Annotated in this window: 20 protein-coding genes and 1 pseudogene; 14 read left to right on the plus strand and 7 right to left on the minus strand. The window is 62.8% G+C overall.

Going from position 1 to position 23,380, the window contains the following annotated elements:
* The first annotated feature begins 19 nt into the window (after positions 1 to 19).
* Positions 20 to 1,781, plus strand: a pseudogene (locus ACF0H6_RS09375) (urocanate hydratase).
* A 37-nt stretch (positions 1,782 to 1,818) separates the two neighbouring features.
* Positions 1,819 to 3,282, plus strand: a complete 1,464-nt coding sequence (locus ACF0H6_RS09380) for an aromatic amino acid lyase (RefSeq protein ID WP_395249357.1) — start codon at positions 1,819 to 1,821, stop codon at positions 3,280 to 3,282.
* A gap of 1,286 nt (positions 3,283 to 4,568) precedes the next feature.
* On the opposite strand, the gene ACF0H6_RS09385 is transcribed toward ACF0H6_RS09380, so the two are convergent.
* The 3 genes from ACF0H6_RS09385 to ACF0H6_RS09395 all read right to left on the minus strand — a co-directional run bounded on the left by ACF0H6_RS09385 (position 4,569) and on the right by ACF0H6_RS09395 (position 6,815).
* Complete coding sequence (locus ACF0H6_RS09385) at positions 4,569 to 5,516, minus strand: serine hydrolase (protein ID WP_395249358.1); 948 nt, start codon at positions 5,514 to 5,516, stop codon at positions 4,569 to 4,571.
* A 224-nt stretch (positions 5,517 to 5,740) separates the two neighbouring features.
* Positions 5,741 to 6,049 (minus strand): putative quinol monooxygenase, encoded by a 309-nt coding sequence (locus ACF0H6_RS09390; protein WP_395249359.1) that lies wholly within the window; start codon positions 6,047 to 6,049, stop codon positions 5,741 to 5,743.
* Positions 6,050 to 6,077: 28 nt separating this feature from the next.
* Entirely contained in the window at positions 6,078 to 6,815 is a 738-nt protein-coding gene (locus ACF0H6_RS09395) for a glutamine amidotransferase (protein ID WP_395249360.1), read from the minus strand.
* A gap of 435 nt (positions 6,816 to 7,250) precedes the next feature.
* On the opposite strand from ACF0H6_RS09395, the gene ACF0H6_RS09400 reads away from it, so the two are divergent.
* From ACF0H6_RS09400 to ACF0H6_RS09415, 4 genes are all read left to right on the plus strand, one after another.
* Entirely contained in the window at positions 7,251 to 8,588 is a 1,338-nt protein-coding gene (locus ACF0H6_RS09400; RefSeq protein ID WP_395249361.1) for an ammonium transporter, read from the plus strand.
* A 47-nt stretch (positions 8,589 to 8,635) separates the two neighbouring features.
* Complete coding sequence (locus tag ACF0H6_RS09405) at positions 8,636 to 8,959, plus strand: DUF6221 family protein (protein WP_395249362.1); 324 nt, start codon at positions 8,636 to 8,638, stop codon at positions 8,957 to 8,959.
* 157 nt (positions 8,960 to 9,116) lie between these two features.
* Entirely contained in the window at positions 9,117 to 9,314 is a 198-nt protein-coding gene (locus tag ACF0H6_RS09410; protein ID WP_395249363.1) for a helix-turn-helix transcriptional regulator, read from the plus strand.
* Positions 9,314 to 10,522, plus strand: a complete 1,209-nt coding sequence (locus tag ACF0H6_RS09415; protein WP_395249364.1) for a type II toxin-antitoxin system HipA family toxin — start codon at positions 9,314 to 9,316, stop codon at positions 10,520 to 10,522. The genes ACF0H6_RS09410 and ACF0H6_RS09415 overlap by 1 nt, the downstream gene beginning before the upstream one ends.
* A gap of 47 nt (positions 10,523 to 10,569) precedes the next feature.
* On the opposite strand, the gene ACF0H6_RS09420 is transcribed toward ACF0H6_RS09415, so the two are convergent.
* Complete coding sequence (locus ACF0H6_RS09420) at positions 10,570 to 11,703, minus strand: alkaline phosphatase family protein (protein ID WP_395249365.1); 1,134 nt, start codon at positions 11,701 to 11,703, stop codon at positions 10,570 to 10,572.
* 222 nt (positions 11,704 to 11,925) lie between these two features.
* Between ACF0H6_RS09420 and ACF0H6_RS09425 the strand changes: the two genes are divergently transcribed.
* The 4 genes from ACF0H6_RS09425 (at position 11,926) to mctP (ending at position 17,730) form a co-directional block, all read left to right on the plus strand.
* Complete coding sequence (locus ACF0H6_RS09425; RefSeq protein WP_395249366.1) at positions 11,926 to 14,481, plus strand: alkaline phosphatase family protein; 2,556 nt, start codon at positions 11,926 to 11,928, stop codon at positions 14,479 to 14,481.
* A 102-nt stretch (positions 14,482 to 14,583) separates the two neighbouring features.
* Positions 14,584 to 15,546 (plus strand): hypothetical protein, encoded by a 963-nt coding sequence (locus tag ACF0H6_RS09430; protein WP_395249367.1) that lies wholly within the window; start codon positions 14,584 to 14,586, stop codon positions 15,544 to 15,546.
* Positions 15,547 to 15,754: 208 nt separating this feature from the next.
* Positions 15,755 to 16,036: a DUF3311 domain-containing protein gene (locus tag ACF0H6_RS09435; RefSeq protein WP_395249368.1), complete on the plus strand. Its 282-nt coding sequence runs from the start codon at positions 15,755 to 15,757 to the stop codon at positions 16,034 to 16,036.
* Complete coding sequence (gene mctP, locus ACF0H6_RS09440; protein ID WP_395249369.1) at positions 16,033 to 17,730, plus strand: monocarboxylate uptake permease MctP; 1,698 nt, start codon at positions 16,033 to 16,035, stop codon at positions 17,728 to 17,730. Before ACF0H6_RS09435 ends, mctP begins: the two co-directional genes overlap by 4 nt.
* A 92-nt stretch (positions 17,731 to 17,822) precedes the next feature.
* Here the strand turns inward: mctP and ACF0H6_RS09445 are convergent, their stop codons facing one another.
* Complete coding sequence (locus ACF0H6_RS09445) at positions 17,823 to 19,367, minus strand: HNH endonuclease (RefSeq protein ID WP_395249370.1); 1,545 nt, start codon at positions 19,365 to 19,367, stop codon at positions 17,823 to 17,825.
* Positions 19,368 to 19,585: 218 nt separating this feature from the next.
* Here ACF0H6_RS09445 and ACF0H6_RS09450 point away from each other — a divergent pair, with 218 nt between their 5' ends.
* The 4 genes from ACF0H6_RS09450 to ACF0H6_RS09465 all read left to right on the plus strand — a co-directional run bounded on the left by ACF0H6_RS09450 (position 19,586) and on the right by ACF0H6_RS09465 (position 22,194).
* Positions 19,586 to 19,795 (plus strand): hypothetical protein, encoded by a 210-nt coding sequence (locus tag ACF0H6_RS09450; protein WP_395249371.1) that lies wholly within the window; start codon positions 19,586 to 19,588, stop codon positions 19,793 to 19,795.
* An 81-nt stretch (positions 19,796 to 19,876) separates the two neighbouring features.
* Positions 19,877 to 20,968, plus strand: coding sequence for a type I restriction endonuclease (locus ACF0H6_RS09455; RefSeq protein ID WP_395249372.1), 1,092 nt, complete (start codon positions 19,877 to 19,879; stop codon positions 20,966 to 20,968).
* A gap of 196 nt (positions 20,969 to 21,164) precedes the next feature.
* The gene (locus ACF0H6_RS09460) at positions 21,165 to 21,305 is read left to right on the plus strand and encodes a type II toxin-antitoxin system Phd/YefM family antitoxin (RefSeq protein ID WP_395249373.1); all 141 of its coding nucleotides are present in this window, start codon (positions 21,165 to 21,167) and stop codon (positions 21,303 to 21,305) included.
* Positions 21,298 to 22,194, plus strand: coding sequence for an SDR family oxidoreductase (locus tag ACF0H6_RS09465; RefSeq protein ID WP_395249374.1), 897 nt, complete (start codon positions 21,298 to 21,300; stop codon positions 22,192 to 22,194). Before ACF0H6_RS09460 ends, ACF0H6_RS09465 begins: the two co-directional genes overlap by 8 nt.
* A gap of 6 nt (positions 22,195 to 22,200) precedes the next feature.
* Here ACF0H6_RS09465 and ACF0H6_RS09470 read toward each other — a convergent pair whose 3' ends face one another.
* Positions 22,201 to 22,665, minus strand: coding sequence for an FtsX-like permease family protein (locus ACF0H6_RS09470; RefSeq protein ID WP_395249375.1), 465 nt, complete (start codon positions 22,663 to 22,665; stop codon positions 22,201 to 22,203).
* Between the two features lie 55 nt (positions 22,666 to 22,720).
* Positions 22,721 to 23,341, minus strand: a complete 621-nt coding sequence (locus ACF0H6_RS09475) for a hypothetical protein (RefSeq protein ID WP_395249376.1) — start codon at positions 23,339 to 23,341, stop codon at positions 22,721 to 22,723.
* Positions 23,342 to 23,380 lie beyond the last annotated feature (39 nt).

Consider the following 23,380-nt stretch of genomic DNA (forward strand, 5'->3'; position numbering starts at 1 on the left):
ACCGAAGGAGTACGAACCCATGCCCGCTGATTTCACTACCGGAGCTCGTCCGGTCAAGGCCGCCCGGGGTACGGAGCTGACCGCGAAGAGCTGGCAGACCGAGGCGCCGTTGCGCATGTTGATGAACAATCTTGACCCGGAGGTCGCCGAGCGTCCGGATGACCTGGTGGTCTACGGCGGCACGGGACGTGCGGTGCGGTCCTGGGCCGCGTTCGATGCGATCACCCGGACCCTGGAGACCATGGAGAAGGACGAGACCCTGCTGGTGCAGTCCGGCAAGCCGGTGGGTGTGTTCCGCACCAACGAGTGGGCGCCCCGGGTGTTGCTGGCGAACTCGAACCTGGTGGGGGACTGGGCGACGTGGCCCGAGTTCCGGCGCCTGGAGGCCGAGGGTCTGATGATGTACGGGCAGATGACGGCCGGGTCCATGGATCTATATCGGCACCCAGGGCATCCTGCAGGGCACGTACGAAACGTTCGCCGCCGTCGGGAACAAACTCGCTGCCGCCAGGCAAGACACCGCACGCATCCCCGCGGGTGCCTCCGCCGTCGAAGGTTCCGCTGTTGCCGGTTCGGTTGAGGGTCCTTTGGCGGGGACGCTGACCCTGACCGGTGGGTGCGGTGGGATGGGCGGCGCCCAGCCGCTGGCGGTGACCCTGAACGATGGCGCGTGCCTGATCATCGATGTCGACGAGACCCGGTTGCGCCGCCGCGCCGGCAAACGCTACCTGGACGAGGTCGAAACCGATTTGGACGCCGCGATCGCCAAGGTGAAGAAGGCCAAGGACGAGCGCCGCGGCTGGTCCGTCGGGTATGTCGGCAACGCCGCGGAGGTCTTCCCGGAACTGCTGGCCCGCCACAAAGCCGGCGAGCTGAGCATCGACGTCGTGACCGACCAGACCAGTGCCCATGATCCGTTGTCCTACCTGCCCGAGGGCATGACCGTGGCCGAATGGCACACCGAGGCCGCCGCGGACCCGGAAGGGTTCACGAAGAAAGCCCAGGCCTCCATGGCCCGCCAGGTCCAGGCCATGGTCGAATTCCAGGACGCCGGGGCCGAGGTCTTCGATTACGGCAACTCGATCCGCGACGAGGCCCGCAAGGGCGGCTACACCCGGGCGTTCGAGTTCCCCGGCTTCGTGCCGGCCTACATCCGTCCGCTGTTCTGCGAGGGCCTGGGCCCGTTCCGCTGGGTCGCGCTCTCCGGTGACCCCGAAGACATCGCCGTGACCGACAAAGCGATCAAGGAACTGTTCCCGGAAAACACGCACCTGCACAAATGGCTCGACGCCGCGGCCGAACGGGTCGAGTTCGAAGGCCTGCCCGCCCGGATCTGCTGGCTCGGCTACGGCGAACGCGCCAAGGCCGGCCTGTTGTTCAACCAGCTCGTGGCCGAAGGCAAGGTCAAGGCCCCCATCGTGATCGGCCGTGACCACCTGGACTCAGGCTCCGTGGCCTCCCCCTACCGGGAAACCGAGGCCATGGCCGACGGATCGGACGCGATCGCCGACTGGCCCCTCCTGAACGCCCTGCTCAACACCGCCTCCGGCGCCACCTGGGTCTCCATCCACCACGGCGGCGGAGTCGGCATCGGCCGCTCCATCCACGCCGGCCAGGTCTCCGTCGCCGACGGCACCGACCTCGCCGCGCAGAAACTCGAACGCCTCCTGACCAACGACCCCGGCATGGGCGTCATCCGCCACGTCGACGCCGGCTACGACCGCGCCGTCGAAATCGCCAAAGAACGCGGCGTCCGCATCCCCATGAACGAAACCCGCTAAACACCACCCGGGGCCCAATATTGAAAGAATCACTTCCATGATCGAAATCGACGGCCGACGGCTGCGCTTGGCCGATATCGCCACAGTGGCCGCAGGTGGAACAAAGGTGAGCTTGGCGCCGTCGGCCGTTGAACGGATGGCGGCGTCCCAACGGTCGGCGCGCGCAACGGCGCTGACGCGGCCCGTCTACGGACGGTCCACCGGGGTCGGGGCTAATCGCTCGGTCTCCCTGGACGCCGGGGACAATGAAGCAAATGTGCACGGGTTGAATCTCCTGCGCAGCCACGCCGTGGATACCGGAGGAGTCCTTGACCGGGAAACCGTCCGGGCGATGCTGGTCATCCGGCTTTCCCAGCTTGCCGCAGGTTCATCCGGCATCAACCCAGCTGTGGCGGATGCCGTCTTGGACATGCTCAACGCCGATGCCTTGCCGGAGGTGCGGGAATTCGGCGGAATCGGCACCGCGGACCTCAATGCGCTGGCGGGAACGGCCCTCACCCTCCTCGGCGAGCGCCGGACGATGGACGGCGAGGCGATTCCGGCGCCACTGGATACTTGGGCCACCGCGGATGCTTTGCCATTCATCAGTTCCAGCGCACTCACCATCGCGCAGGCCGTCCTGGCTCACCAGAAACTATCGACTCTGCTGCATAACCTGACCACGGTCAGCGCGCTGTCCTTCACGGCAATGTCCGGGAATCCCGAGGCGCTCAGCGCTGAAGTCGCTCGGGCGGCGGATTCGCCCGCTGTCACCGAGATGGCGGGGCTGCTCCGCGGTCTCGTGGAAGGCAGCGGCGCTCCGTCGAGGATCCAGGACCCTTACAGCCTGCGCACTTTGCCTCAGGCTCTTGGCTCAGTGGCGGAGGAACTCGATTCCCTCAAAGGCCTCTTGGAACGACTGGTTGTTGCAGGCAATGAGAATCCGTTGGTATTCGGCTCCGCGGAGGACGGCAGTAATGGAGTAGCCCACCACGGCCTGTTCCAGATGACCGGCCTGGCCCGCCGCGTCGATGCCCTGCAACTCGCCGTCGGCGCGGCGTGCGCAACTAACCTTCGGAGGATCAGCCTGCTGTGCGACCCCGCCTACACTGGCCTCCACCGGTTCCTGGCGGCCGACGACGCCGGGCAGTCCGGCGTCATGATGCTGGAATACGTGGCGGCCGCAGCGGTGGGCCACATTCGGGCCAACGCACAGCCGGTGAGCTTGCAAACCGTGGTCCTCTCCCTCGGCGCTGAAGAAGATGCCAGTTTCGCGAGTGTGGCCACTTCCCGCATGGATTCCACGGTTCGCGCTCTGTCCACAGTGGTGGGCGTCGAACTCGTCTGTGCCGCCAGAGCCCTGAGGATGCAAGACCGCACCCCGGAAGAGTTCGCGAGCTTGCGGTTCCGAAGAGCCTTCGACGCCGGCCTTTCATTGCCCGCCGACGTCCAGGACCGGGACCTCCGCCCGGATGTGGACGCCGCGGTCCAGCTGGTGTTAATCCCAGAGTTCGGCCGCTGAGCAACCGACGCGATGTGGACTAGGTGTAAAGCAGGCCGCGCGTACCTGAAACGCCAAAAAGCCCAGGATTGGCTCGCAAGCTATGGACTGCTGCCGACGACTGGCGTACCTTAAGGTCCAAACACCGCACTGGGGAGGTGGCGTGTTTTGGCCGGGTATCTGGGGCCCCGTAGCATTTCATCGATGCGCCCTGTTCTTTTCGCCCTCTTGGGAGCGATTGCGTGGTTGGCGTGGCTCGCCGGCCCCTCGGAAGCGAGTGACCTCGAGCCAAGCGGTCCAACCGTGCCGCAAACGCTTTCGCTGAGCCCGGTTCCGGTGCACCTTCCCGTACCTGGCTCTGTACTTGGTTCCGGAGGACAGCTCATCCTCCGTATCCCGCCGGCAATTCCCAGTCCGAGCCAACCGGCCGTGATCCCCCCAGCCCCCGTCAATCTGCCTGGAGACACCCAAGTGCCGGTAGTTGGAATCATCAACGCAGTGGCTCCGGTTCTCGAGAAGACGGTCACGGAGCTGCCCGCACTGCCAGTAGCATCGTCGCTACCGGCACTACCGGCTTTGCCAGTACTACCGGCTTTGCCAGCACTACCCCCGTCACCAGCGCTCCCAGCAACACCGTCGACTGTCAGCGGAATCCTTCTTGCAGCGCCATCCGAACCCGCGATTGCCCCTACCGTCCGAGCCCGATCTATAGCAGGCACACCGGTAGGGGCAGGAAGGAACGTCGGTTTCGTGCCGGACGCGCCAGTCCCGGTTCCCGCTGCGGTTTTGGCAGTGACGGGTCAACCGATCGGAGCCGGGGATCCTCCGGCTCGCAAACCGCTCCCACCGGCCGCGTCCCCACGCGAGTCCGGCCCGACGTCGGAATCTCAAGGGGGCTCGGCCCAAGGCGCCGCGGACCTTCCGGAACAACGCGCGCTTGCACCGCCGTCTGGCAGCGGCCCCCTCCCCGACGGCGATCGAAGAGCCGCAGCCGACCCCACGTTCGATCCAGGGTCCTCCCCCGACTGACCAGACCGCCCCTGCCCTTGCGGCAGGCACGGACACCTGCGCCACACATCGCGCACGGTCAAGTCTCAGTCAGGAGAAGAAACCATGAAGAACTGCACCCAAACCGAGAAGACATCCGTCGGCCGATTCATCGGTAATTGGCCCGATCCAATGCGTAAAGGAAGGAGGTAACGCCGCGACGGGCGTCCTGGCGCCCGTCTTGAGACAACGACGCCGGCAGTGCAGTCACGCTGACTGCACTGCCGGCGTCGTGTTGCCGGGGTCAAAGCATCGAAAAGCTAGAACAGCCCGTTCACCACGGCTTGGGTCAGTTGGTGGATGACATCGGTGCGGGCCGGGATATCGCTCCCGTCCTGGCCCTTGGTGTAAACCACGAACACGTAGGAACTGGTGCCCTTAGTGAGGATGCTGGCGTCGTGGAGTTCGTCGTCGAGCAGTCCGTACTTGTGGTAAACGTTGATCCCGGCCGGTACCGCGGCAGGGATGAGGGTCTCGTAGTTCGTGTTCTGCATATATGACAACAGCTGCGCCGTATCCTGCTGGTTCAGAAGCTTTCCGGTGTAGAGCTGGGCGAGGACGCTGGCCATCTCGCCGGGAGTCAGAGTGTTGTTCATGGGGTCATAGCTAACGCCGATCGACTCGGCGTAGGCCTGCAGTTCCGAATAACCCTCCGCTTCCATGATCAAGGACCAGGAGTCGTTGTCACTGTCTTGGATCATCTCACGGATCTGGAATCCGGCGGTGTATTGCCCCAAGGGATCGTCAAGCGACGCGGCACCGGTCTCCACAAGGTGGTAGTAAGCCGCGGCGGCCAGGACCTTGGCCGTGCTGGCGGCCTCGAACGGCGCCTGAACACCGTATTGGTGATTTGAACCGTTGGACAGATCAATCAGGGTGACACCGATCTGGTACTGACTGTTTGCGTTGATGATCCCGTTGATTTCCGAGTCCAATGCGGGGGTCACCCCGGTAACCGGAGCGGCCGGTGCGACCGCTGCGGGAGCCGCTGCCGCCGTCGGGGTTTGGGTTGCGGCCGGTGCGACCGCGGCGGGGGCCGCTGCCGCCGTCGCAACTGCCGACGGCGTCGCGTTGGCCGGAACAGCCGCCGACGGTGTGGCGCTCGCTATCGCTGAAGCGGAACGGGGGGAGACTGAGCGGGCGTGCGCTGCCGAGAAGATCGTGGCGGAGAGAGCCAGCGCCAAGACGACCGCGCAGGCTGCCAGCAAGACCCATCGATATCGGAAGGAACTCCAAAGGTTCCGCCGATTTCTCTCTTGTCCGGGCCTGAGACCGGAGCGCGGGGGCTCTTGCTTTTCCATAGTGAGCCAACCGTAGCTACGGCAGCTATGTAAGAGCTATGAAAACCCTGTCTGTCAGCAACGTGTCGCCTGGGTGAATATCTGGTGTCTAGTGCCCAATTGAAACTCTGAGTCCATACTCAGGATGCGGATCAGGAAGCGTCGCGGATCGGTGAGCCCAATACGGTGAATCTGGTACCGCCCATCTCCCCGGACAGCAATGGCATGGCTTCGCCAATGGCGGCCCGGACGCTGCTAAGTTGCAAGGAGCCCTGGTGTGCCTCAGCGGATTCCCACAATTCGCAGACAAAGACCGTGTCCGGCGCTTCGTCGTTCACGCCCACCTCGTAAAGCAGGCAGCCAGCGTCCCGCAGCTCCGGCTTGGGCCGGAGCAGGATGGACACGACGGCGTCGCGTTGCCCGGGTTTCGTGCCGAGAGTTCCCACATTCGCAAAGGTCATGCGCCCATTGTGCGTCATTCCGCGGGAGTTATAGGGAATCCGAGTATCGACGGACAAAGTTGCTGAGGATCTTCATTGGTTCGGTCGCCGTGATCTTCCGGGCATCGGCCATCAACTGCTCTGCGGCGTCGGATGGGAAGTATCCGGCGTGGCGATAAGTGCCGATCCGGGTGACGAGCCCCTCGGCGTCGAGTTCGGGATGGAACTGCGTGGCGTAAAGATTCCTCTTGATGCGGAACATCTGGACCGGGCAGGCGGCGGAGCCGGCAAGCAATACGGCGTGCGCGGGCAGGACGGTGCATCCTTCCTTGTGGCCAGTGAATGCGACGAACCGTTCGGACATGCCTTCAAGGAGCGGGTCCTGGAGCCCTTCCGCGGTGAGCTTGATGGTTACCCCGCCGAGCCCCTCGCCGTAGGTGCGGTCAATCACCGCACCTTGGTGAAGGCCGAGAGTTCCGACCCCATAGCAGGCGCCGAGAAAAGGAAAGTCCGCAGCGACAATCCTGTCCAGCAACTGCGCGAGTTCCTTCTCCACCCGCTGCTGAACTGGGCTTTTGTGCTCTTGCGGGTCGCTCGAGGTGAAGGGGCTGCCGCCTACGATCACGCCGGAATAGTCCGTGAGATGGAGTTCCGGCAAAGGCCCCTGTTCCATCCTGATGCGTTTCAGCTGCTGCGGAAGCAGTCCACCAAAACGGAGATACGCCAGGTACTCTTCCTCGGCGGCGGCGTCTTCGGCACGAGATGCGAGCAGGAGAAACGGCTTCACAGGCTAATTGTGCGCGCGGCGGCGGTCGTGCGCCAGCGCACCACGGGCGTGGCGGGGCGCAGCGTGGCGAGGCGCGGCGTGGTCGAAGGCGCCTGGGTGAGGCGCCGTTTGCGTGGGTGAGGCGCCGTTCACGCAGAAGAAATGTCCGGAATCCTGCCGTGATGGCAGGATTTCACCGCTCGTCCTTGCTGAATCCGCGGAATCACAACGATCTGAGTGGTACCCGTCACCGGTCTGGACACGAGCGGGGAAATCCGGTTTACATTCCGGAAACATGCCCGTCATGTGTTCTTCACGCCAGGACGGTTTATGTAACGTCCCCGCAATTTTTCCTCGCATTCCCTGAAACACTGACCCGCAAACATTGATGGGAGGAAAGAACGCGGGGAGTGACGGCGGCCCTCCTACGACACTTCGATGAGAAGGGACTTGCACATGCATATCACTGCGGAAAACGTTTGGGTGATGGTGTCAGCGGCACTTGCACTGCTCATGACTCCAGCACTCGGCCTCTTCTACAGTGGCATGACCCGGGCCAAGGCCTCCCTCAACATGATCATGATGAGCTTCATCTCCGCAGGCATCGTCGGTGCCGTGTGGATCCTTTGGGGCTACTCGATGATCAGCGGCAAGAGCGTCCTGGGGATTTTCGGCAACCCGTTCAGCAGCTTCGGTTCGGCTGACCTGGTGGGCTCCACCGATCTCATCAAGTTGGGTTTCAGCGCCACCTTCGCCATGGTCACCGTGGCCCTCATCAGCGGCGCTATTGCTGACCGGGCCAAGTTCACGTCCTGGGTCATCTTCGTTCCCATCTGGATCACACTGGTCTACTGCCCCCTGGCTTTCATGGTCTGGGGTGGCGGCCTCCTGAGCCCGGGCGGAGCCATCAGCTCGGTCTTCGGCCAGGTGATTGACTTCGCTGGCGGCACAGTAGTGGAAATCAGCTCCGGCGCAGCCGCATTTGTCCTGGCCTTGATCCTGGGCAAACGCCACGGCTTCGGAAAAGACCCGAATCACCGCCCGCACAACCTTCCCTTCATCATGCTTGGCGCCGGCCTCCTGTGGTTCGGCTGGTTCGGCTTCAACGCCGGTGCTGCCACAACGGCAGAGCAGGCCGGTTTGATCTGGGTCAACACCCTTGTTGCCCCCGCCGGGGCAATGCTCAGCTGGCTCCTGACCGAGAAGATCCGGCACGGCCACCCCACCTCCCTGGGCGCCGCATCCGGCGTGGTTGCCGGCCTCGTAGCCATTACTCCGGCATGTGCCAATGTGGCTCCTGCCGCTGCCCTCGGCCTGGGGCTCCTGGCTGGCGCGGCCTGCGCCGTGTTTGTCGATCTGAAACACAAGTTCGGCTTCGACGATTCGCTCGACGTCGTGGGCGTCCACCTCGGTGGTGGACTGGTGGGCACCCTCGCGCTCGGTTTCATCGCACTGCCGGTCAACGGTAAGGGCGGAGGATTGTTCTACGGTGGCGGTCTCCAGCAGCTGGTGGCGCAGATTGTCGCCGTTCTTGTCACCTTGGCCGTGTCCGGAATCATGACGACCATCATTGCCTTGGTCATCCACAAGACAGTTGGCTTCCGTGTCAGCCACGAGGCTGAGCTCGACGGCGTGGATCTGTCAGAGCACGCGGAGACCGCCTACGAGTTCGGCGGTATGTCGCGGAGCCACTTCAATGCCCTCCCCCACGTCCATATCCCCGTTGCCGCCACGGTTTCAGCCCCGGCCGGTCCCGCCGTCGGGCGTTCAAGCGAAGGCGGCAAATCCGTCTAACCGGCGCCAGCATTTCCGCCACCGCACGGGGCGCGTACGCTCAATTTGTGGATATCGTCGATTTCCTGTCGGAGCGTTTGAATGAGGATGAGGCCGCGGCACGGAAACTCCTCGGCGATCGCTCTGTTTCCGAAGCGGGCAAATGGTACGAACGCCGCCTTCTCCTTGAATGCGAGTCGAAGCGGAGACTGCTCGCCATCGTGGAATCCGCACGGCAGACGGCCTTGGCCACGATGGTCCGCAACGCGTTAGCCGACACCCCGCAGTGGATTCCAGAGTCGATCGAATGGACCACCAAGTCGCTAAACGCCCTCGCGCTGCCCTATTCGGACCATCCGGATTTTGAACCGAAATGGCTGACGGGGATATAGCTGATCGGCAGGATCTTGCCGAAACATAGTCTTCACGGTCTTTCAAGACCCTCTAGCATCGGCTTTCGGCAACATCTTGCCGATTTAGGCTAAATAGGTGAGAATGAGGCAATAGAACAAGCAAAACGGCAGTATCGTGCCGGTTAATTGGAGGATCGTGGAAGACCTAGCGGCCATAGCTGCGGCCATACGAAAGGCGCGCAAGGAAGCCGGAATCACGCAAGCTGATCTTGCCGACCTTGGGGGAACCTCCGAAAGAACCGTTCGAGCGATCGAAACGGCCACCGGGAATCCTTCGCTAACTGCCGTCGTGGCCGTCGCGAACGCCGTCGGCCTGCATCTGGTGGCCAGCTGATGCCGGATGATCTCCAAGACCTGAGGTTCATCCGCGCTGCGGACGTTTACAAGGGCGGCATCCTGGCCGGCCATATAGTCCGCACGCGCCATGGTGGAATGACCTTTTCCTACGCAGCGGAGTACTTGGCCGCAGGGAGGCCCGCGGTGGCCAGTTCGTTGCCCTTGATGGAGGCGCCGGTCGAGACTCCAGCAGGAGCTCTCCCGCCGTTCTTCGCCGGGCTTCTTCCGGAAGGGCACCGGCTCAGCGTACTCAGGGACGCCACCAAAACCAGCCTCGACGACGAACTCACGCTCCTGCTTGCAGTGGGAGCCGACGCGCCTGGGGACGTCCAAGTGGTTCCCGCCGGTGAAGTCCCGGCGGAACCGGCACCCTTGGCGGACGCCTCAAAACCCGAAGAGCTGGACTTCGCCGCCCTTGCCAACGCAGTGGACCGCCATGCCATCCCGGGCGTCCAAGACAAGGTAAGCGCGTCCATGCTGACCACGCCATTGTCGCTCAGTGGGCAGCGGTATCTTCTCAAGCTGGACCCACCCAATCATGCCCATCTGCTGGCGAACGAAGCGGCGCATCTCTCCGCAGCCAAAGCGCTCAAGATCCCGGTAGCCAAGAGCCAAGTCATCACCGACAGGAATGGGTTGGCAGGGTTGTTGGTGGAACGCTTCGACCGCGTACGAAACAATGACCGGGCCTGGGTGCGCCTGCCCATGGAGGACGGAGCCCAAGTCATGGGCATGCCACCAGCCTCGAAGTACTCCGTGGCGTCGGAAGACGTAGCCTCTGCACTGGCCGGAAGGTGTAAAGCCCCGCTCGTGGCAAGCCGCAATCTGTACCTTCAGTTTGTTTTTGCGTGGCTCGCGTGGCTCACCGGGAACGGCGATCTCCATGCGAAAAATCTCTCGATCCTCGGCGGCGGTAACGGAAGCGGCTTTGCCATGGCACCGATCTACGACATTCCTTGCACCCTGCTCTACGGAGACAACTCACTAGCATTGTCGGTTTCCGGTAAAACGAAGAATCTCAAGGCGAAGCACTGGGCGGAATTCGCGGCGTCCATTGGCTTACCGCAACGCGCGGCGGTCGCCGCCAACGCATTGGCCCTATCAGCTTCCGGGAAAGTCAGGTTGGAAGACCTTCCGTTTACGGGGTCACCGCTCCGGGGCGCCCTGCGGGAGTTGCGATTCCGGCGCGGAGAGCTGGAAGGCTGAGAAGTGTTCGACGGCGGTGCGAACCGCCGTCGAACTGTCCTGCCGGCTCAGGGATGGCCGGTTTTGAGCGGCACGTCGTTCGGTGGCGGGAGAGTTCCACCGCCGCGCAAGACCACCGGCCCGACGGGGGCCGACGTCGACGCCGGTGGGGCGGGCAGTGGTTTGGGTGCGGGTACCGGTTGCGGCGGGGCCGGGAGGGTGATTTTTGATCCGAACGCAGGCGGCGCTGGCTGGTGCAATGACGGGTCGATCAGGTCCGCGAGCCCAGGGTCATTGTCCACCCTGTCTACGCCAAGCTTGGGAAGTCCGAGCAACTCCATCACAGTTTTCGGGATCCCCGCGTGATTTGACCAACGGCTGTCGATTCCTTGTTTGACTGGTCCCCCGAAGAGAATCAGCGGAACCCTTGGACCATAGGCGAGTTGCACGCCGTCGGGCGTATGTTCAAGGTTCGGGGTGGCGACGTGGTCATCCCACCCTCCCCAGTCATCCCAGGTCAGCAGGAACACGGTTTCGTCCCATCCGCCGGCCTTGACCACGGCGTCAACGCTTTGCCAGATCTTGTTCATACCGATGGTGACATCCGCTACCGGGTGCTCGTCCTCCGGCGAGTTGTGCCACAGGTAGCTCAGCTCAGGCAGTTTCCCGGCGGCTGCCTCGGCCACAAAGTGGGAATTCGGGACCAGGTTCGGCGAGCCATTGAGCTGCGTGTAAAACCCGACCGGGTAATTGTTGCTGCCTGTGTAGCACCGCCATCCGATCCCCGCGTCCTGGGCCAGCCCGGGAACGGAGGGCATGTCCCAAAGCGGCGGAGGTTGAGTCCGGGAGGGGTTGCGCAGGGTCGGGGACTGGCCTCCGACGATCAGCAGGTGATTAGGCGTGGAGTTTGTCCCGAAACCGCTGCAGTGGTTTTCCATGAAAGCACCGGTCACAGCAAGGTATTCGTAGAACGGCAGGACCACGGAGGTATCGAACTGGGTGCGGGTCGCCTTGTGCTGGCCTGTCAGCCAATTGAAATAGGCGTGCCGGTCGTGGGGCTGGTCCGAGGCCGGCGGATTGGCTTGGATGGGCCAGTCGGTGGCCACGTTCGCCCCGTAGGGGGCAAGGCCCCGGAAATAGTTGTCCACCGTGTGGTTCTCCTGCACCATAACCACCACGCGCTTGACCCTGCTGTTCGCCATGAAAGTACCCCTCGTCGGCCTGCAGTTCCGGGCTCAGAAGGCCCATGGGAGCGATTATGCCGCCGCACTGTCTTTGGCACCATCGTCGCGAACGGTATTTAAGGCATTGTTCACTTCGAGCGACCCCGCGGATACCTCCCGCCTCATCAGTTCACTGATGATTTAGCTGACAGTTCCCTGTGATTCCGTCCAGCGTGTTCCCGGGCCCCTAGCTTGAGGGCCATGAAGATCAAAACAACTCCGGTCATCATCATCGGAACATTGTCCAGTGTCCTGGTGGGCGGGGCCGCCTTTGCGGCTGTCTCGAACTTCGCCGGCCCTCACGAAGATGGAACTGCTGTCACGTCGATCGGCATGCGCGTCACGCCGGCTGGACAGCAGACCGCACTCGGCGACCTTCCGTTGAACTCCGCTATCTCCCCCGACGGCAAGAAGCTGGCCGTCACCAACAATGGTCAAGGCACTCAGTCCCTGCAACTCGTCGATCTCGCAGACCACGAGGTAGACCAGACCATCCCGTACAAGTCTCCCGAATCGCTCTACATGGGCTTGGCCTGGAGCCCGGACGGCACCAAGCTGTACGCCAGCGCCGCTGCCAACTCCAAAATCCGCACCTACAGCTTCTCCGGCGGACGACTCACCGAGGGCGCTCCTCTGCAGTTGCCCACCACTACACCTTCCGGCAATGCCCTCAACCTCTTCCCCGCAGGTTTGGCACTCACACCCGACGGAAAGCGCCTGATAGTGGCGGACCAACTGGCCGACGCCGTGTCCGTCGTCGATCTCGCCACCGGGAAGGTCTCGACTACTCCGGCCGGACACCGGCCGCTTTCGGTGACCGTTTCTCCAGAGGGCACGACGGCGTATGTCACCAATCAGGGCGCATCCGACGTCTCCGTGGTGGATATTAGCGGTGCCGAGCCGAAGGTTTCCCGCACCTTTGCGGCGGGGCTCCACCCCAACAAGTCCGTCCTGTCCAAGGATGGACGCAAGCTGTACGTCGCCAACGGCGACGACGACACTGTCTCAGCCGTCGACACCACCTCGGGTACGGCCACCAGCATCAGCGTTGCGCCCGAAAAGGGTGCACCGGTGGGAACCAATCCAACAGGGCTGGCCTTGGACGAAGCCGGGCACCGCCTCTTCGTGAGCAACTCGGGGAACAACGACGTCGCCGTCGTCGATCTTGGCAGCAGTACGGTGAGCGGCGTAGTGCCGGTCGGCTGGTACCCGAGTTCGATGGTCTTCAGCGGCGGGACACTGCATGTCACCAACGCGAAAGGGCTGGGCGCCGGACCTAACAACGGACCCGGCCACCCGAACCCCGAGTCAACCGCCCCGGCAGCCGAAAACCAGTACAGCGGATCGATGATCGTTGGCACGCTGAGCAGTTTCGAGGTGCCCCAAGGAGGGCAGCTGCAGAAGGCCACCGAACAGGTCAAAAACAACAACCGCCCGGACACCGCCGGAGGCAACATCATCCCGCGTCAACCCGGCCAACAGAGCCCCATCAAACATGTGATCTACGTGGTCAAGGAAAACCGCACCTACGACCAGGTGCTGGGTAGCCTCGGCAAGGGCAACGGCGATCCTTCGCTGAACCTCTTCGGCGACGAGTCGGCGCCAAACATGCGGGCCTTGTCCAAGAAGTTCACCACCCTTGACAACTTCTATGCCGACGCGGAAGTCAGCGCCAACGGCTGGAACTGGGTGGCCTCGGCCAACTCGAACCCGTACGCAGAACAAATGTGGCCTGCCAACTACTCGGGCCGCAAGGGACAATATCCCAGCGAAGGAAACGCCCCGGAAATCGCGGCGCAACAGCCGGACAACACGTACGTCTGGCAGCGCCTCGCCAAGGCAGGCGTCAGCTTCCGCAACTACGGCTTCTATGTTTCCAACAATGCCACCGGTACCACCACGGCCGCGGACCCTGTCCTGGATGCCCAGACGGACCACAACTACCGCGGATACGACCTGAACTGCCCGGACTCCGCCGGAACGTTTGCGGCGTTGAAGACCAACTGCGGAACCCCGCGTGTTGACGAGTGGGCCAAGGATTTTCAGTCCCAGGTAACCGCGGAAACGGTTCCCACGGTCCAATTCGTGCGGCTTCCCAATGACCACACCCAGGCCACCAAGACCGGCGCGCCCACACCGAAGGCCTACGTGGCGGACAACGACTACGCGCTGGGCAAGCTGGTGGACACCGTGTCGCATTCCTCCGCTTGGAAAGACACTGCCATCTTCGTCACGGAGGACGATGCCCAGAATGGGCCTGATCACGTGGACGCGCACCGCACCCTCGCACTGGCCATCAGCCCTTACACGCAGACCGGGAAAGTCGACTCAACCTTCTACAGCACGGCATCGATGGTCCGCACTATCGGGCTCATTGCCGGCATCGGTCCGCTGACCCAGTTTGATGCCTTCGCGACTCCGATGAACGCGTCCTTCACGGCCAAGCCGGACAACACGTCGTACACCGCCCTTAAGCCCAGCTACGACATGACCACTGTCAACGGGGCCAATGCTCCGATGGCCCCACAAGTAGCCGCGCAGGACACAGCTACTGAAGACAAGATCGACGAACAGCTCTACAACAAGGCCATCTGGCAATCAGTGAACGGTTCCGGCTCGACCATGCCTGATCCCAAGCACAGCGTAATCGGGTCAGTCCCGGGTTCAAGTTCGGGGTCCGGTTCGGGTCCCGGTTCGGGTTCCGGTTCGGCCCCGACCACCGGCAGCCAGCCCGTGGCGAAGGATGCTGACGGCTAGGCAAGTCCACGTTGGGAGGGCGGTCACCGGAAACGGTGGCCGCCCTCGCCTTTTCAGCCGATAATGAGTGTCCCAGCCCTGAACGATAGGTATTGAAGGAGCATGCGTGAGGCACACCAGCCAGAGAGGGGTCTGGGCAAGCCCGTGAAACGGACCATTTCCAGCGCCGAAGTTCCCCCGCGCACCTCTGCCAAGAACATAGCCCCCGCATTGGTGATCGGGCTTCTGGCCGGGGTGCTTGGCTTGGCCCCATGGCTGATCACCGGCGCCCGGCTGCCATTGCAGAACCTGTGGGGCTCGGATGCGCCGTCTCAGCAGATACCTTTGGTGCTCCTCCCGCTCAGCCAATACCAGCTCACAAATCTCGTTGCGCTCTTGACCGTGGGCGGGGCGGTCGCCGGCCTGGCCGTGCGGATCTGGTATCCAGCCCGACGCCGGCTGGTGACGTGGTGTGCCGCTGCGGGTGTTCTGGCAGTCCACATCGCGGCGACAATTCAGGCATTCGTCGTGGTCAACGCCGGCCTGGTGCCGGGATCCAGATCAAGCCTCTACCTGGCCGGGCTGCTGGCAGGAGTCCTTGGCGCCACCGCAGCAAGCCTCATTGCCCTTCTGCTCATCGCCTCAAGGTCCAGATCCCTGGCCGCCCTGGGCGTAGCACTCATCGCCGTCCCCTTCGGCTATTGGTCCGCCGAGTGGTTGGCAAACCTGGCCGGGGTACCCTATGCCTCTCCCGCCATGCCCGTGATCGTACAGTTGCTGCCCGCCGCGCTGGTAGGGGTGACACTGGCATGGTACGGGTTGAGACCAGCCCGCCACGCGCTCGTATGGCTGGCGAGTCTTGCCGTCTTATGGGTGGTGCCGGCAGTTTTCAGGTCGGTGAATTCCGCCTTGGGTACGCGCAGCATCCTGGGGAACCTGCAGGAGATGGCTGTGATGGGCCATCAGGTCCTTTCGAACGCGTTAGGACCCGACGGCGGGGCCGGCGTCGGGGTATTGCTCGCATTGGCGATCGCCCTGGCAGCCATGGTGGCGCGCCGGGCCTCTGTTCGGCGTCGGGCGCGTTAGGCAAAGAGGACCGACGACGACGGCGGCCCTCCAGGCGCTGGCGAAACGCACCGTAATCGTGGCAAAAAAGTGTGTCGCACTTCCCCTGTCGAAGAATAACTTCAGAATCTATTCTGATGATGGACGGGTAAATGCCCGGTCCGTAAAGGCCGCCGGCACGTCCGGGGAAGCCCTTCCCGCTCCGGGGCCGTCTCGATGAGGAGGCGCTATGTCAACTCCCGATCTGCCAACTCGGGGACCTGCCAGGCCGGGTCCATACATTGTTTCGGGAATTCTGCTGGCCATCGCCATTTTGGTGCCATTGTTCGTTCCGGCATATTCAATTGATAAACCGCGATTTGCAGGTATTCCGTTCTTCTATTGGTACCAAATGCTTTGGGTTCCTATTACCGCCGGCCTGATTGGCATCGCCTATCGCTTGGTTTCCAAGGAGGACCGCCGCCGCCGTAAGGCAGTGCGGAGCGGACGCAACGAGGAGCAACAGCCATGAGGGCCTTCACTGTTCCATTGGCGACCACAGCGGATCGGCCCGTCAACGGCGTAGCGCTCACCGTCGTCGTCGTCCTCTTTGTTCTGGTGGCGGTCTTGGGCTTCTTCGCCGCACGGTGGCGTTCGGGTAAGGAAACCGGACTGCACAGCCTTGATGAGTGGGGCCTTGGCGGCCGCGGTTTTGGGACATGGGTGACGTGGTTCCTTCTTGGTGGGGACCTCTACACCGCCTACACGTTCGTGGCGGTACCGGCCGCAATGTGGGCTACTGGCGCTGTCAGCGGTTTCTTCGCTGTGCCGTACACGATCGTGCTGTATCCGATTGTGTTCCTTTTGATGAGCCGCTTGTGGTCCGTCTCGCACCGGCACGGGTTCGTGACGCCGGCGGACTTCGTGGGCGGCCGCTATGGCAGCAGGGCGCTCACGGTGGCGGTGGCGGTCACGGGCATCGTCGCGACCATGCCCTACATCGCGCTGCAACTCGTCGGCATCAAGGCCGTGCTGACGGTGCTGGGGCTCGGCAGCGCCCAGAATGCGCTGTTGACCGACCTGCCCTTGATCATCGCATTCGTTGTCCTGGCCGCGTACACGTACACGTCGGGTCTACGTGCTCCGGCGCTTATCGCGGTGGTGAAGGATCTCCTGATTTATCTCGCGGTGATCGTCGCGGTGATCTATCTGCCCATCAAATTCGGAGGCTGGGACAACATCTTTGGTGCCGCACAGACAAAACTGGACGCCATCAACCCGGCCACGGGCAAGGCGGCCGGCGTCTTTATTCCTGGCGCGGCCAGCTACTCGGCCTATTGGACGCTGGCTCTCGGCTCCGCCCTGGCGTTGTTCATGTATCCGCACTCGGTGACCGGGGTCCTGGCGACCAAGAGCAGGAACACGATTCGCAAGAACGCCGCAGTGCTTCCGCTGTACTCGCTGATGTTGGGATTCCTTGCTCTTCTGGGCTACGCAGCCATCTCGGCGGGTACCAAGCCGACTGACCTGAACGGTGCCGTCAACCCGCAGCTCGTGGTTCCGCAACTGTTCTTGGACAACTTCCCCGCGTGGTTCGCCGGGATCGCGCTGGCGGCAATCGCCATCGGCGCCTTGGTCCCGGCCGCCATCATGTCGATCGCCGCGGCGAACCTGTTCACGCGCAATATCTACCGCGACCTGATCCGGCCCGACGCCGACCCTCGCCAGGAAGCCAAGGTCTCCAAGATCGCCTCGCTCGTGGTGAAGTTCGGTGCGCTGATCTTCGTCATTGCAATGGACCAGTCGGCCGCGATCAATATGCAGCTCCTCGGTGGCATCTGGATTCTGCAGACCTTCCCGGCGATCGTTGCTGGGCTCTACACCCGTTGGTTCCACCGATGGGCGCTCTTCGCCGGCTGGGCCGTCGGAATCATCTACGGGACGGTGGCGGCGTACAACGTGATCAACCCGGTGACGAAGGCCAACTTCGGTGGATCTATCGCTGCCATCCCGGGCACCAATGTACAGGTGTACATCGCTGTGGTGGCATTCGCTATCAACCTGATCGTTGCCGCAGTCCTGTCGCTGATCTTCCGCGCGATGAAGCTCCCCGACGGAAAGGACATCACCCGCACCTCGGACTACGGAGCAGACGAGGACGACCCCAAGGTTGCCGACCTCCAGCGCCAGTACCCGGTAGGCGGAACTGGAGGCGGGACGTTCTGACTGCTCGGAACCGTCCGCGAGATCAGCGCCAAACGGGCCGTTCACTGCTGAGGCGGCGCATACCCCCGCGAAGTGGGCGTGTTTGAGCATGCCTAGGCAGGTTGGCGTAGACCGCGTCGGTGACGGCTGCGAAACAGGTCCCCGAAATAGTGCGCAGCCATGACGGGCGGGTCTCCATTCACGTGCGTTCCTGGCAGGGGCGGGGCTGTTGAGCGGTAGGTGTGTCCGGTGGGGGTGCGGATTTCGAGGACATGCCTTGTCCCGGGGCGTGTTGACCCGGTTTGTGCTGTCCAGCCGGTCAGTTCTTTGGTGTGGTTGCATGCTTCGCACAGTCCCGCCCCGTTGGCCAGGCTGGTGGGTCCGCCGTCGTGCCAGGGGACGATGTGGTCGAAATGCCGGATGGGCGCGTCGCAGTAGGGGGTGCGGCAGGTGTCGTCGCGGGCCTGGATGAAGCGCCGCAGACCTGCCGGGAAGAGCCGCGCCCGCGAATCCACGCCGACAAGCTCCCCGGTCCGGGGAGCCGTGAACAGGCGCCGGAGCCAGACCTTGAAGGCCGGGTCCTCTTCGGCTTGGGACTGTCCGCCCGGCCCGCGCTGCCCGCGCTGGCCGCGCTGGCCGGGTTCGGCGACTGCGGCCTGGCCGGGTTCGGCGACTGCGGGCTGGCCGCGTTTGGTGTTGCCGCTTGTCCCCGCCAGGAGTTCCCTCGCCCAGCCCGCGGGGACGATGCCGTAGCCGGGCAGGCGGGCCGGCTCGCTGTCGCCCTGGAAGAGGGTGCGGTCGGTCATGACGAGCTGGACCTCGACGCCGGTGATCCCCCCAGGCGTTCCGGTGGTCCGCTCCACTAATGCATCAGCCATGACCTGGCCCCGGGACCGGGTATCCCCGTCGGAGCGCAGCGAGTCTGCGTGCCGGGACAGGGCCGCGTGCACGGCGACGCCCTGGGCGACGGGGAGCAGGGCGGTCAGGTAGGTCATGGTGTCCGGTGCCGGGCGGAGGCTGACGTGCCGCTCGGTGGCGGCGTGGCTTGCTCGTTGCGTGACGGAGCGCGGGTCCCGCCGGTAGGCCGCGGTCCGGGCCGCGGCGATGATCGCCTTGTCTCCGGCGCCGTCGAAGACTCCGGTGTCGGCGCAGAGTTCCTCGTCCACGGCGCAGCGGTCCGCAGCGGCCAGGCAGGCTGTTTCCTTCACCAACAGCGTCGCCCGCCATTCGTTCAGCTGACCGGTGTCCAAAGCCGCGAGGGTGTGCGGCATTTCGGTGACGAGGGCGTTGGCGAGTCCGAGGAGCCGGGATCCGCGGGCCGGGGACTCCCGCCTGGCCAACGCGATCTGCGCTCCGACGCCGCGGCCCTGCTCCTCGTTAGGGATGCCCGCCGCCGCGTCGCTGCTCCGCTGGGCGGCGTCGAACGCGACAGCAATCCGTGCCTGGGCGCCGGCGGCCGCGGACTTCAGGTCCTCAAGAGCACGCAACTCGTTTATCAGTTCAGCACTGTCGGAGCCTGGCCGAAGCGAGTTCACGGCATCGATCAGGCCCCGCACCCGGACGCGCAGGACCGCGTCATCTTGAACCGTGGCATCCGGGATCGCGTCGCCGAATGGCGCGCCTGATCCGAATCGCTGTGTTCCCCGTATTCCGGCCATAACCAAAGCCTTCCAGAGGGGTACGACATTATTAGGTCGGAGAACTGCACACGGGCGAAAATTCTTGAGAATAATCCGGACTTTTTTGGGCGGCCAGGAATTCGAACTCCCCCAACCCAGCCATCGCTCGTGGCATTGAGAGGCGCAGGCTATCGATCATTCCGGCTTCGCGTGCCTGATGCTGGGCGCTTCCCAAGTATCTGGAGTGGACTACTTCCTTGACCCCCTGGACTTCGACGCCGGCCGCCCTCGCGGGCCGCTCCATGCTGCCTCGGGAACGGTGGTCCGAGATGCGGCTCTCGCGTGTCTACGCGCTAGCGGACTACACGGACCGGGATTCGTCGAAGGATCCTGTGCTGGCGGCGAAGCTGTTGCGGCGGATCGGGCGGGATATTGGGGAAGGGCTGCTCCTATTAAGTGGCGTGTAAATAGACACGCTCGACTTCCGTGATCTCTCAGTGCCACTGGTCTACGGTTGGCTCAATATCGGGTTTGTTCAAGGGGGACGCATGGAATTCGACGAACGGCTCTCGGCGCTTGCCGCAAAGGTGCGTCAGCAGCGCGAGGCTATTCAGACCGAGGAAGCAACAAAGAACGCATTCGTCATGCCGTTCATCTCAACGATCCTCGGCTACGACGTTTTTAACCCACTTGAGGTCGTGCCGGAGTTCACAGCGGATGTAAGCATCAAGAAGGGGGAGAAGATTGACTACGCCATCGTGAAGGATGGCGAGATACAGATCCTCATCGAGTGCAAGAAGTCCATCGGACCAGTAAGGATCGAACACGCGTCTCAGCTGTTCCGCTATTTTGCAGTCACAAATGCGCGGATCGCCATACTCACCAACGGCGAGGTGTATCAGTTTTTTACTGATCTCGATGCTCCTAACCGTATGGATGAAAAGCCTTTCCTGGTGTTGGATCTCAATGAGATCGATGATTCGCTCCTTCCGGAACTCCGGAAACTCTCAAAAGACGTCTTCGATCTGGACTCAATCATCAACGCGGCTGGCGAACTGAAATACATCGGCGAGCTTAAACGAACCTTGGCTGCACAGTTCCGCGAGCCTGAAGACGAGTGGGTCAAGTTCTTGACCACACGTGTATACACAGGCGCGTATACGCAGCGTGTGCGCGAACAGTTCACTTCGCTCGTCAGAAAGGCATCGAAGCAGTTCCTCAATGACCAGGCAAATGATCGTCTTAAGAAAGCCCTCGGCTCTCAGACCTTTACCCAGGTCGATGATTCGACAACTCTTCCGAAGGTGGTTAGTCAGCCGGCCGTTGAAGCCGCCCTCATCGAAGCCGATCGTGTTGTGCCCACGGCCGAAGAAATCGAGGGTTACCAGATTGTCCGGGCGATCGTTTGCAGCGATGTAAAGCCCTCTAGGGTGTTCCAGCGCGATGCCAAGTCGTACTTCGCCGTACTTCTAGATGACAACAACCGCAGGCCCATAGCGCGCCTGCATTTCAACCGAGCCCAGAAGTACATCGGACTCTTCGACGAACACAAAGAGGAACGGCGTGTTCCCGTTGACTCCCTAGAGGACATTTACGAACACGCTGACGCTCTTCGCGCCAGTGTGAAGGGCTATCTGTAGTTGCTGTCGGCTGAGTGGCGACGCCGACTCGGATGAATACGTTTTCAACTAGGGTTTTCGAAAGAAATGCCGGACCAATTGGCGGGGCGAAATTGCGTCGAAGGATCCATTGGCTATGGGTGACCGCTCCTGCTCGGCGTTTGCGGCGCACTCCAACCCAGTTTCACCTCCGTATCAGCAGTGACACACTTGATGCATGCGGACTGTGACAGTACGCGAGCTAAGGAACCAAGGCGGCGAAGTCCTTGAGCGAGTCGCTCGGGGCGAGATGTTGATCGTTACCCGCGATGGCCACGAGTGGCCAACCAGCCACTCACGGAGGAGCACCCATGACTGAAACCAAACCGGTCGTCGTCGTCGGCGGCACCGGCCATGTCGGCGGCCAAGTGATCGATGAACTGCTCGCAAAGGGAAAGAGCGTCCGGGCCTTGGTCCGGCCAGAATCGGACGCGAGCAAGCTCGAGGCCAAAGGTGTTGAGATTGCGCGTGGCGACATGCTCGACCTTGACTCCCTCATCGCCGCAATGACAGGGGCCGACGCCGTTATCACCTCCGCGGCCGGGTACACCCGCCGCGATAAACAGGCTTTGGAAATCGACACTACCGGCAACACCAACCTCGCCGTCGCTGCGAGCCGGACGGGGGTCAGGCGATTCATTCTGGTCAGCATCCTCACCTCGGACCAGACACCGGACGTCCCGCACTTCTGGCACAAGAAGCTCACGGAAGACAAGCTGGAGGAACTGGGTGTCCCGTTTGTCGCCCTTCGCCCCGGCGCGTTTCTCGACCAGATCACCCAGATGGGAGGAGACCCGTTCGAGAAGAAGCGCCTCACGTGGTTCGGCACCAAGACCGTCCCGCTGACCTTCGTCCTCACTTCCGATCTCGCCGGGTACCTCGCAGCCGCGGTCGACGCGGATGTCGCCGACGGCGAGCGGATCGACATCGGATGGGACCGGGCTGTCAGCATGCAGGATATCGCGGACATCGCTTCGACTTTTGCGGGTGAACAGGTCCGCGTCCGCTCGGTGCCGGCTCCCGTCCTCAATGTCCTCGGCGCCGTACTGGGCCCGTTCGTCCCTATGGTCAAGGACATGAGTTCCATGCTCGCCTGGTTCGAGACCGGCAAATACGTCTCGGACACTTCGCGCCAAGCCGAAGTATTCGGACCGGTCCCGACGGCGGAAAACGCCGTCGCGCGCTTTGCTCGGAGTCTGGGGCACTAGGGGGAGCTACAGGTCCCTCAGCGAGGAATCCGCGTCGAGCCGTGCGAGTCTTGCGACGTGGCCAACGGCTCCAAGGCACAAGAACAAAGGCACGCAGAAGAGGGCTCCCAGCACGAGCAGCCAGTTCGGCATTGCCCAAGCAGCCACCGGCAGGAGATCGAGCTGCAGGCCGCTGAAGACCGCCGTTCCTACAATGGAGCAAAGTGTTCCCAGGAGCGCTCCCACCGCGCCAATGATGAGGCCCACCGCCGCCAACTCGACCATGTAGACCCCTGCTATCGAGGCCCCGGACCAGCCGATGGCTTTGAGGAGACCCACTTCGCGGGCTCTTTGCTTGATCCAGCTGCCACCGACCGACACTCCAACCCCGAGGCAGAAAATGATCAGGAAGCCACCGATCACCCAGCTGACAAGGGCAAGAAGCGCAAACAGGCCTGACAGGGAGCGGATTTGGCCCGCAACGCTGTTCACTGAGTATCCGAGGGTTCGGACTTGGTTTTGTACGTTGACCACTTCGTCTGCTGAGTCAGCGCGAACATATGCCCGGGGGTAGGTTGTTGATTTGGTATCCGGCCGGGCATTGGCGCGGGTTGATTTGAGTAACTTGCTGGATACGTATGCCAGCCTGGGCGCCGTCCGTCCCCGGCGACGAGTTGTCGTAAATGCCTGACACGCGGAGAGATACGGAAACGGGTTCCCCGTTGCTTGGGCCGATCTCCTTCGTGTACACGAAGCTCAATTCCTTGCCGAGCAGTTGGGCGTAGTCCTGGCCTTGGCCCCTGTCGGGGAGGAAAATCTGGCCGTCCCCAGGGCCGTCTACGGAGACGTCTCCGAGCAGTACCTTCGGGGCAATTCCGCTGATAAATGGCGTCCCCATGAACGCACCAGGGTTGTTCGGCGACGGCCAGTTCGCGGGATCCTCTATTGCGAGGTCAATTTGTGCCCAGCCGGAGGATCCCACCACATGATCGATTTGGTCAAACGCGGAAAGCGATTCGTCCGTGATTTCGCGGGCTGAATCCGGACCAACGGAAGTTACCTCAACATAATTCAGGGCGGAGTTGGTGGTGATCTTGTTCGAGTATGAACTAATGCCGGCCCCCACAACGCTGTCGGCGAAAATGAATACCGCAATGCCAAGACTCATGAGGACCGCGAGTGGCCTCAATTTCGAGAGAGAAAGCCG

The organism is Arthrobacter sp. NA-172, assembly GCF_043952055.1.
Lineage (GTDB): Bacteria > Actinomycetota > Actinomycetes > Actinomycetales > Micrococcaceae > Arthrobacter.

What these genes read in the sequence shown, in the direction of transcription:
- ACF0H6_RS09400 (WP_395249361.1), top strand. Translation starts at nt 7,251, where the DNA reads ATGCATATCACTGCGGAAAACGTTTGGGTGATGGTGTCAGCGGCACTT.
- ACF0H6_RS09475 (WP_395249376.1), bottom strand. Translation starts at nt 23,341, where the DNA reads ATGAGTCTTGGCATTGCGGTATTCATTTTCGCCGACAGCGTTGTGGGG.
- ACF0H6_RS09415 (WP_395249364.1), top strand. Translation starts at nt 9,314, where the DNA reads ATGCCGGATGATCTCCAAGACCTGAGGTTCATCCGCGCTGCGGACGTT.
- ACF0H6_RS09465 (WP_395249374.1), top strand. Translation starts at nt 21,298, where the DNA reads ATGACTGAAACCAAACCGGTCGTCGTCGTCGGCGGCACCGGCCATGTC.
- ACF0H6_RS09460 (WP_395249373.1), top strand. Translation starts at nt 21,165, where the DNA reads ATGCGGACTGTGACAGTACGCGAGCTAAGGAACCAAGGCGGCGAAGTC.
- ACF0H6_RS09380 (WP_395249357.1), top strand. Translation starts at nt 1,819, where the DNA reads ATGATCGAAATCGACGGCCGACGGCTGCGCTTGGCCGATATCGCCACA.
- ACF0H6_RS09435 (WP_395249368.1), top strand. Translation starts at nt 15,755, where the DNA reads ATGTCAACTCCCGATCTGCCAACTCGGGGACCTGCCAGGCCGGGTCCA.
- ACF0H6_RS09430 (WP_395249367.1), top strand. Translation starts at nt 14,584, where the DNA reads ATGCGTGAGGCACACCAGCCAGAGAGGGGTCTGGGCAAGCCCGTGAAA.
- ACF0H6_RS09425 (WP_395249366.1), top strand. Translation starts at nt 11,926, where the DNA reads ATGAAGATCAAAACAACTCCGGTCATCATCATCGGAACATTGTCCAGT.
- mctP (WP_395249369.1), top strand. Translation starts at nt 16,033, where the DNA reads ATGAGGGCCTTCACTGTTCCATTGGCGACCACAGCGGATCGGCCCGTC.
- ACF0H6_RS09445 (WP_395249370.1), bottom strand. Translation starts at nt 19,367, where the DNA reads ATGGCCGGAATACGGGGAACACAGCGATTCGGATCAGGCGCGCCATTC.
- ACF0H6_RS09390 (WP_395249359.1), bottom strand. Translation starts at nt 6,049, where the DNA reads ATGACCTTTGCGAATGTGGGAACTCTCGGCACGAAACCCGGGCAACGC.
- ACF0H6_RS09420 (WP_395249365.1), bottom strand. Translation starts at nt 11,703, where the DNA reads ATGGCGAACAGCAGGGTCAAGCGCGTGGTGGTTATGGTGCAGGAGAAC.
- ACF0H6_RS09455 (WP_395249372.1), top strand. Translation starts at nt 19,877, where the DNA reads ATGGAATTCGACGAACGGCTCTCGGCGCTTGCCGCAAAGGTGCGTCAG.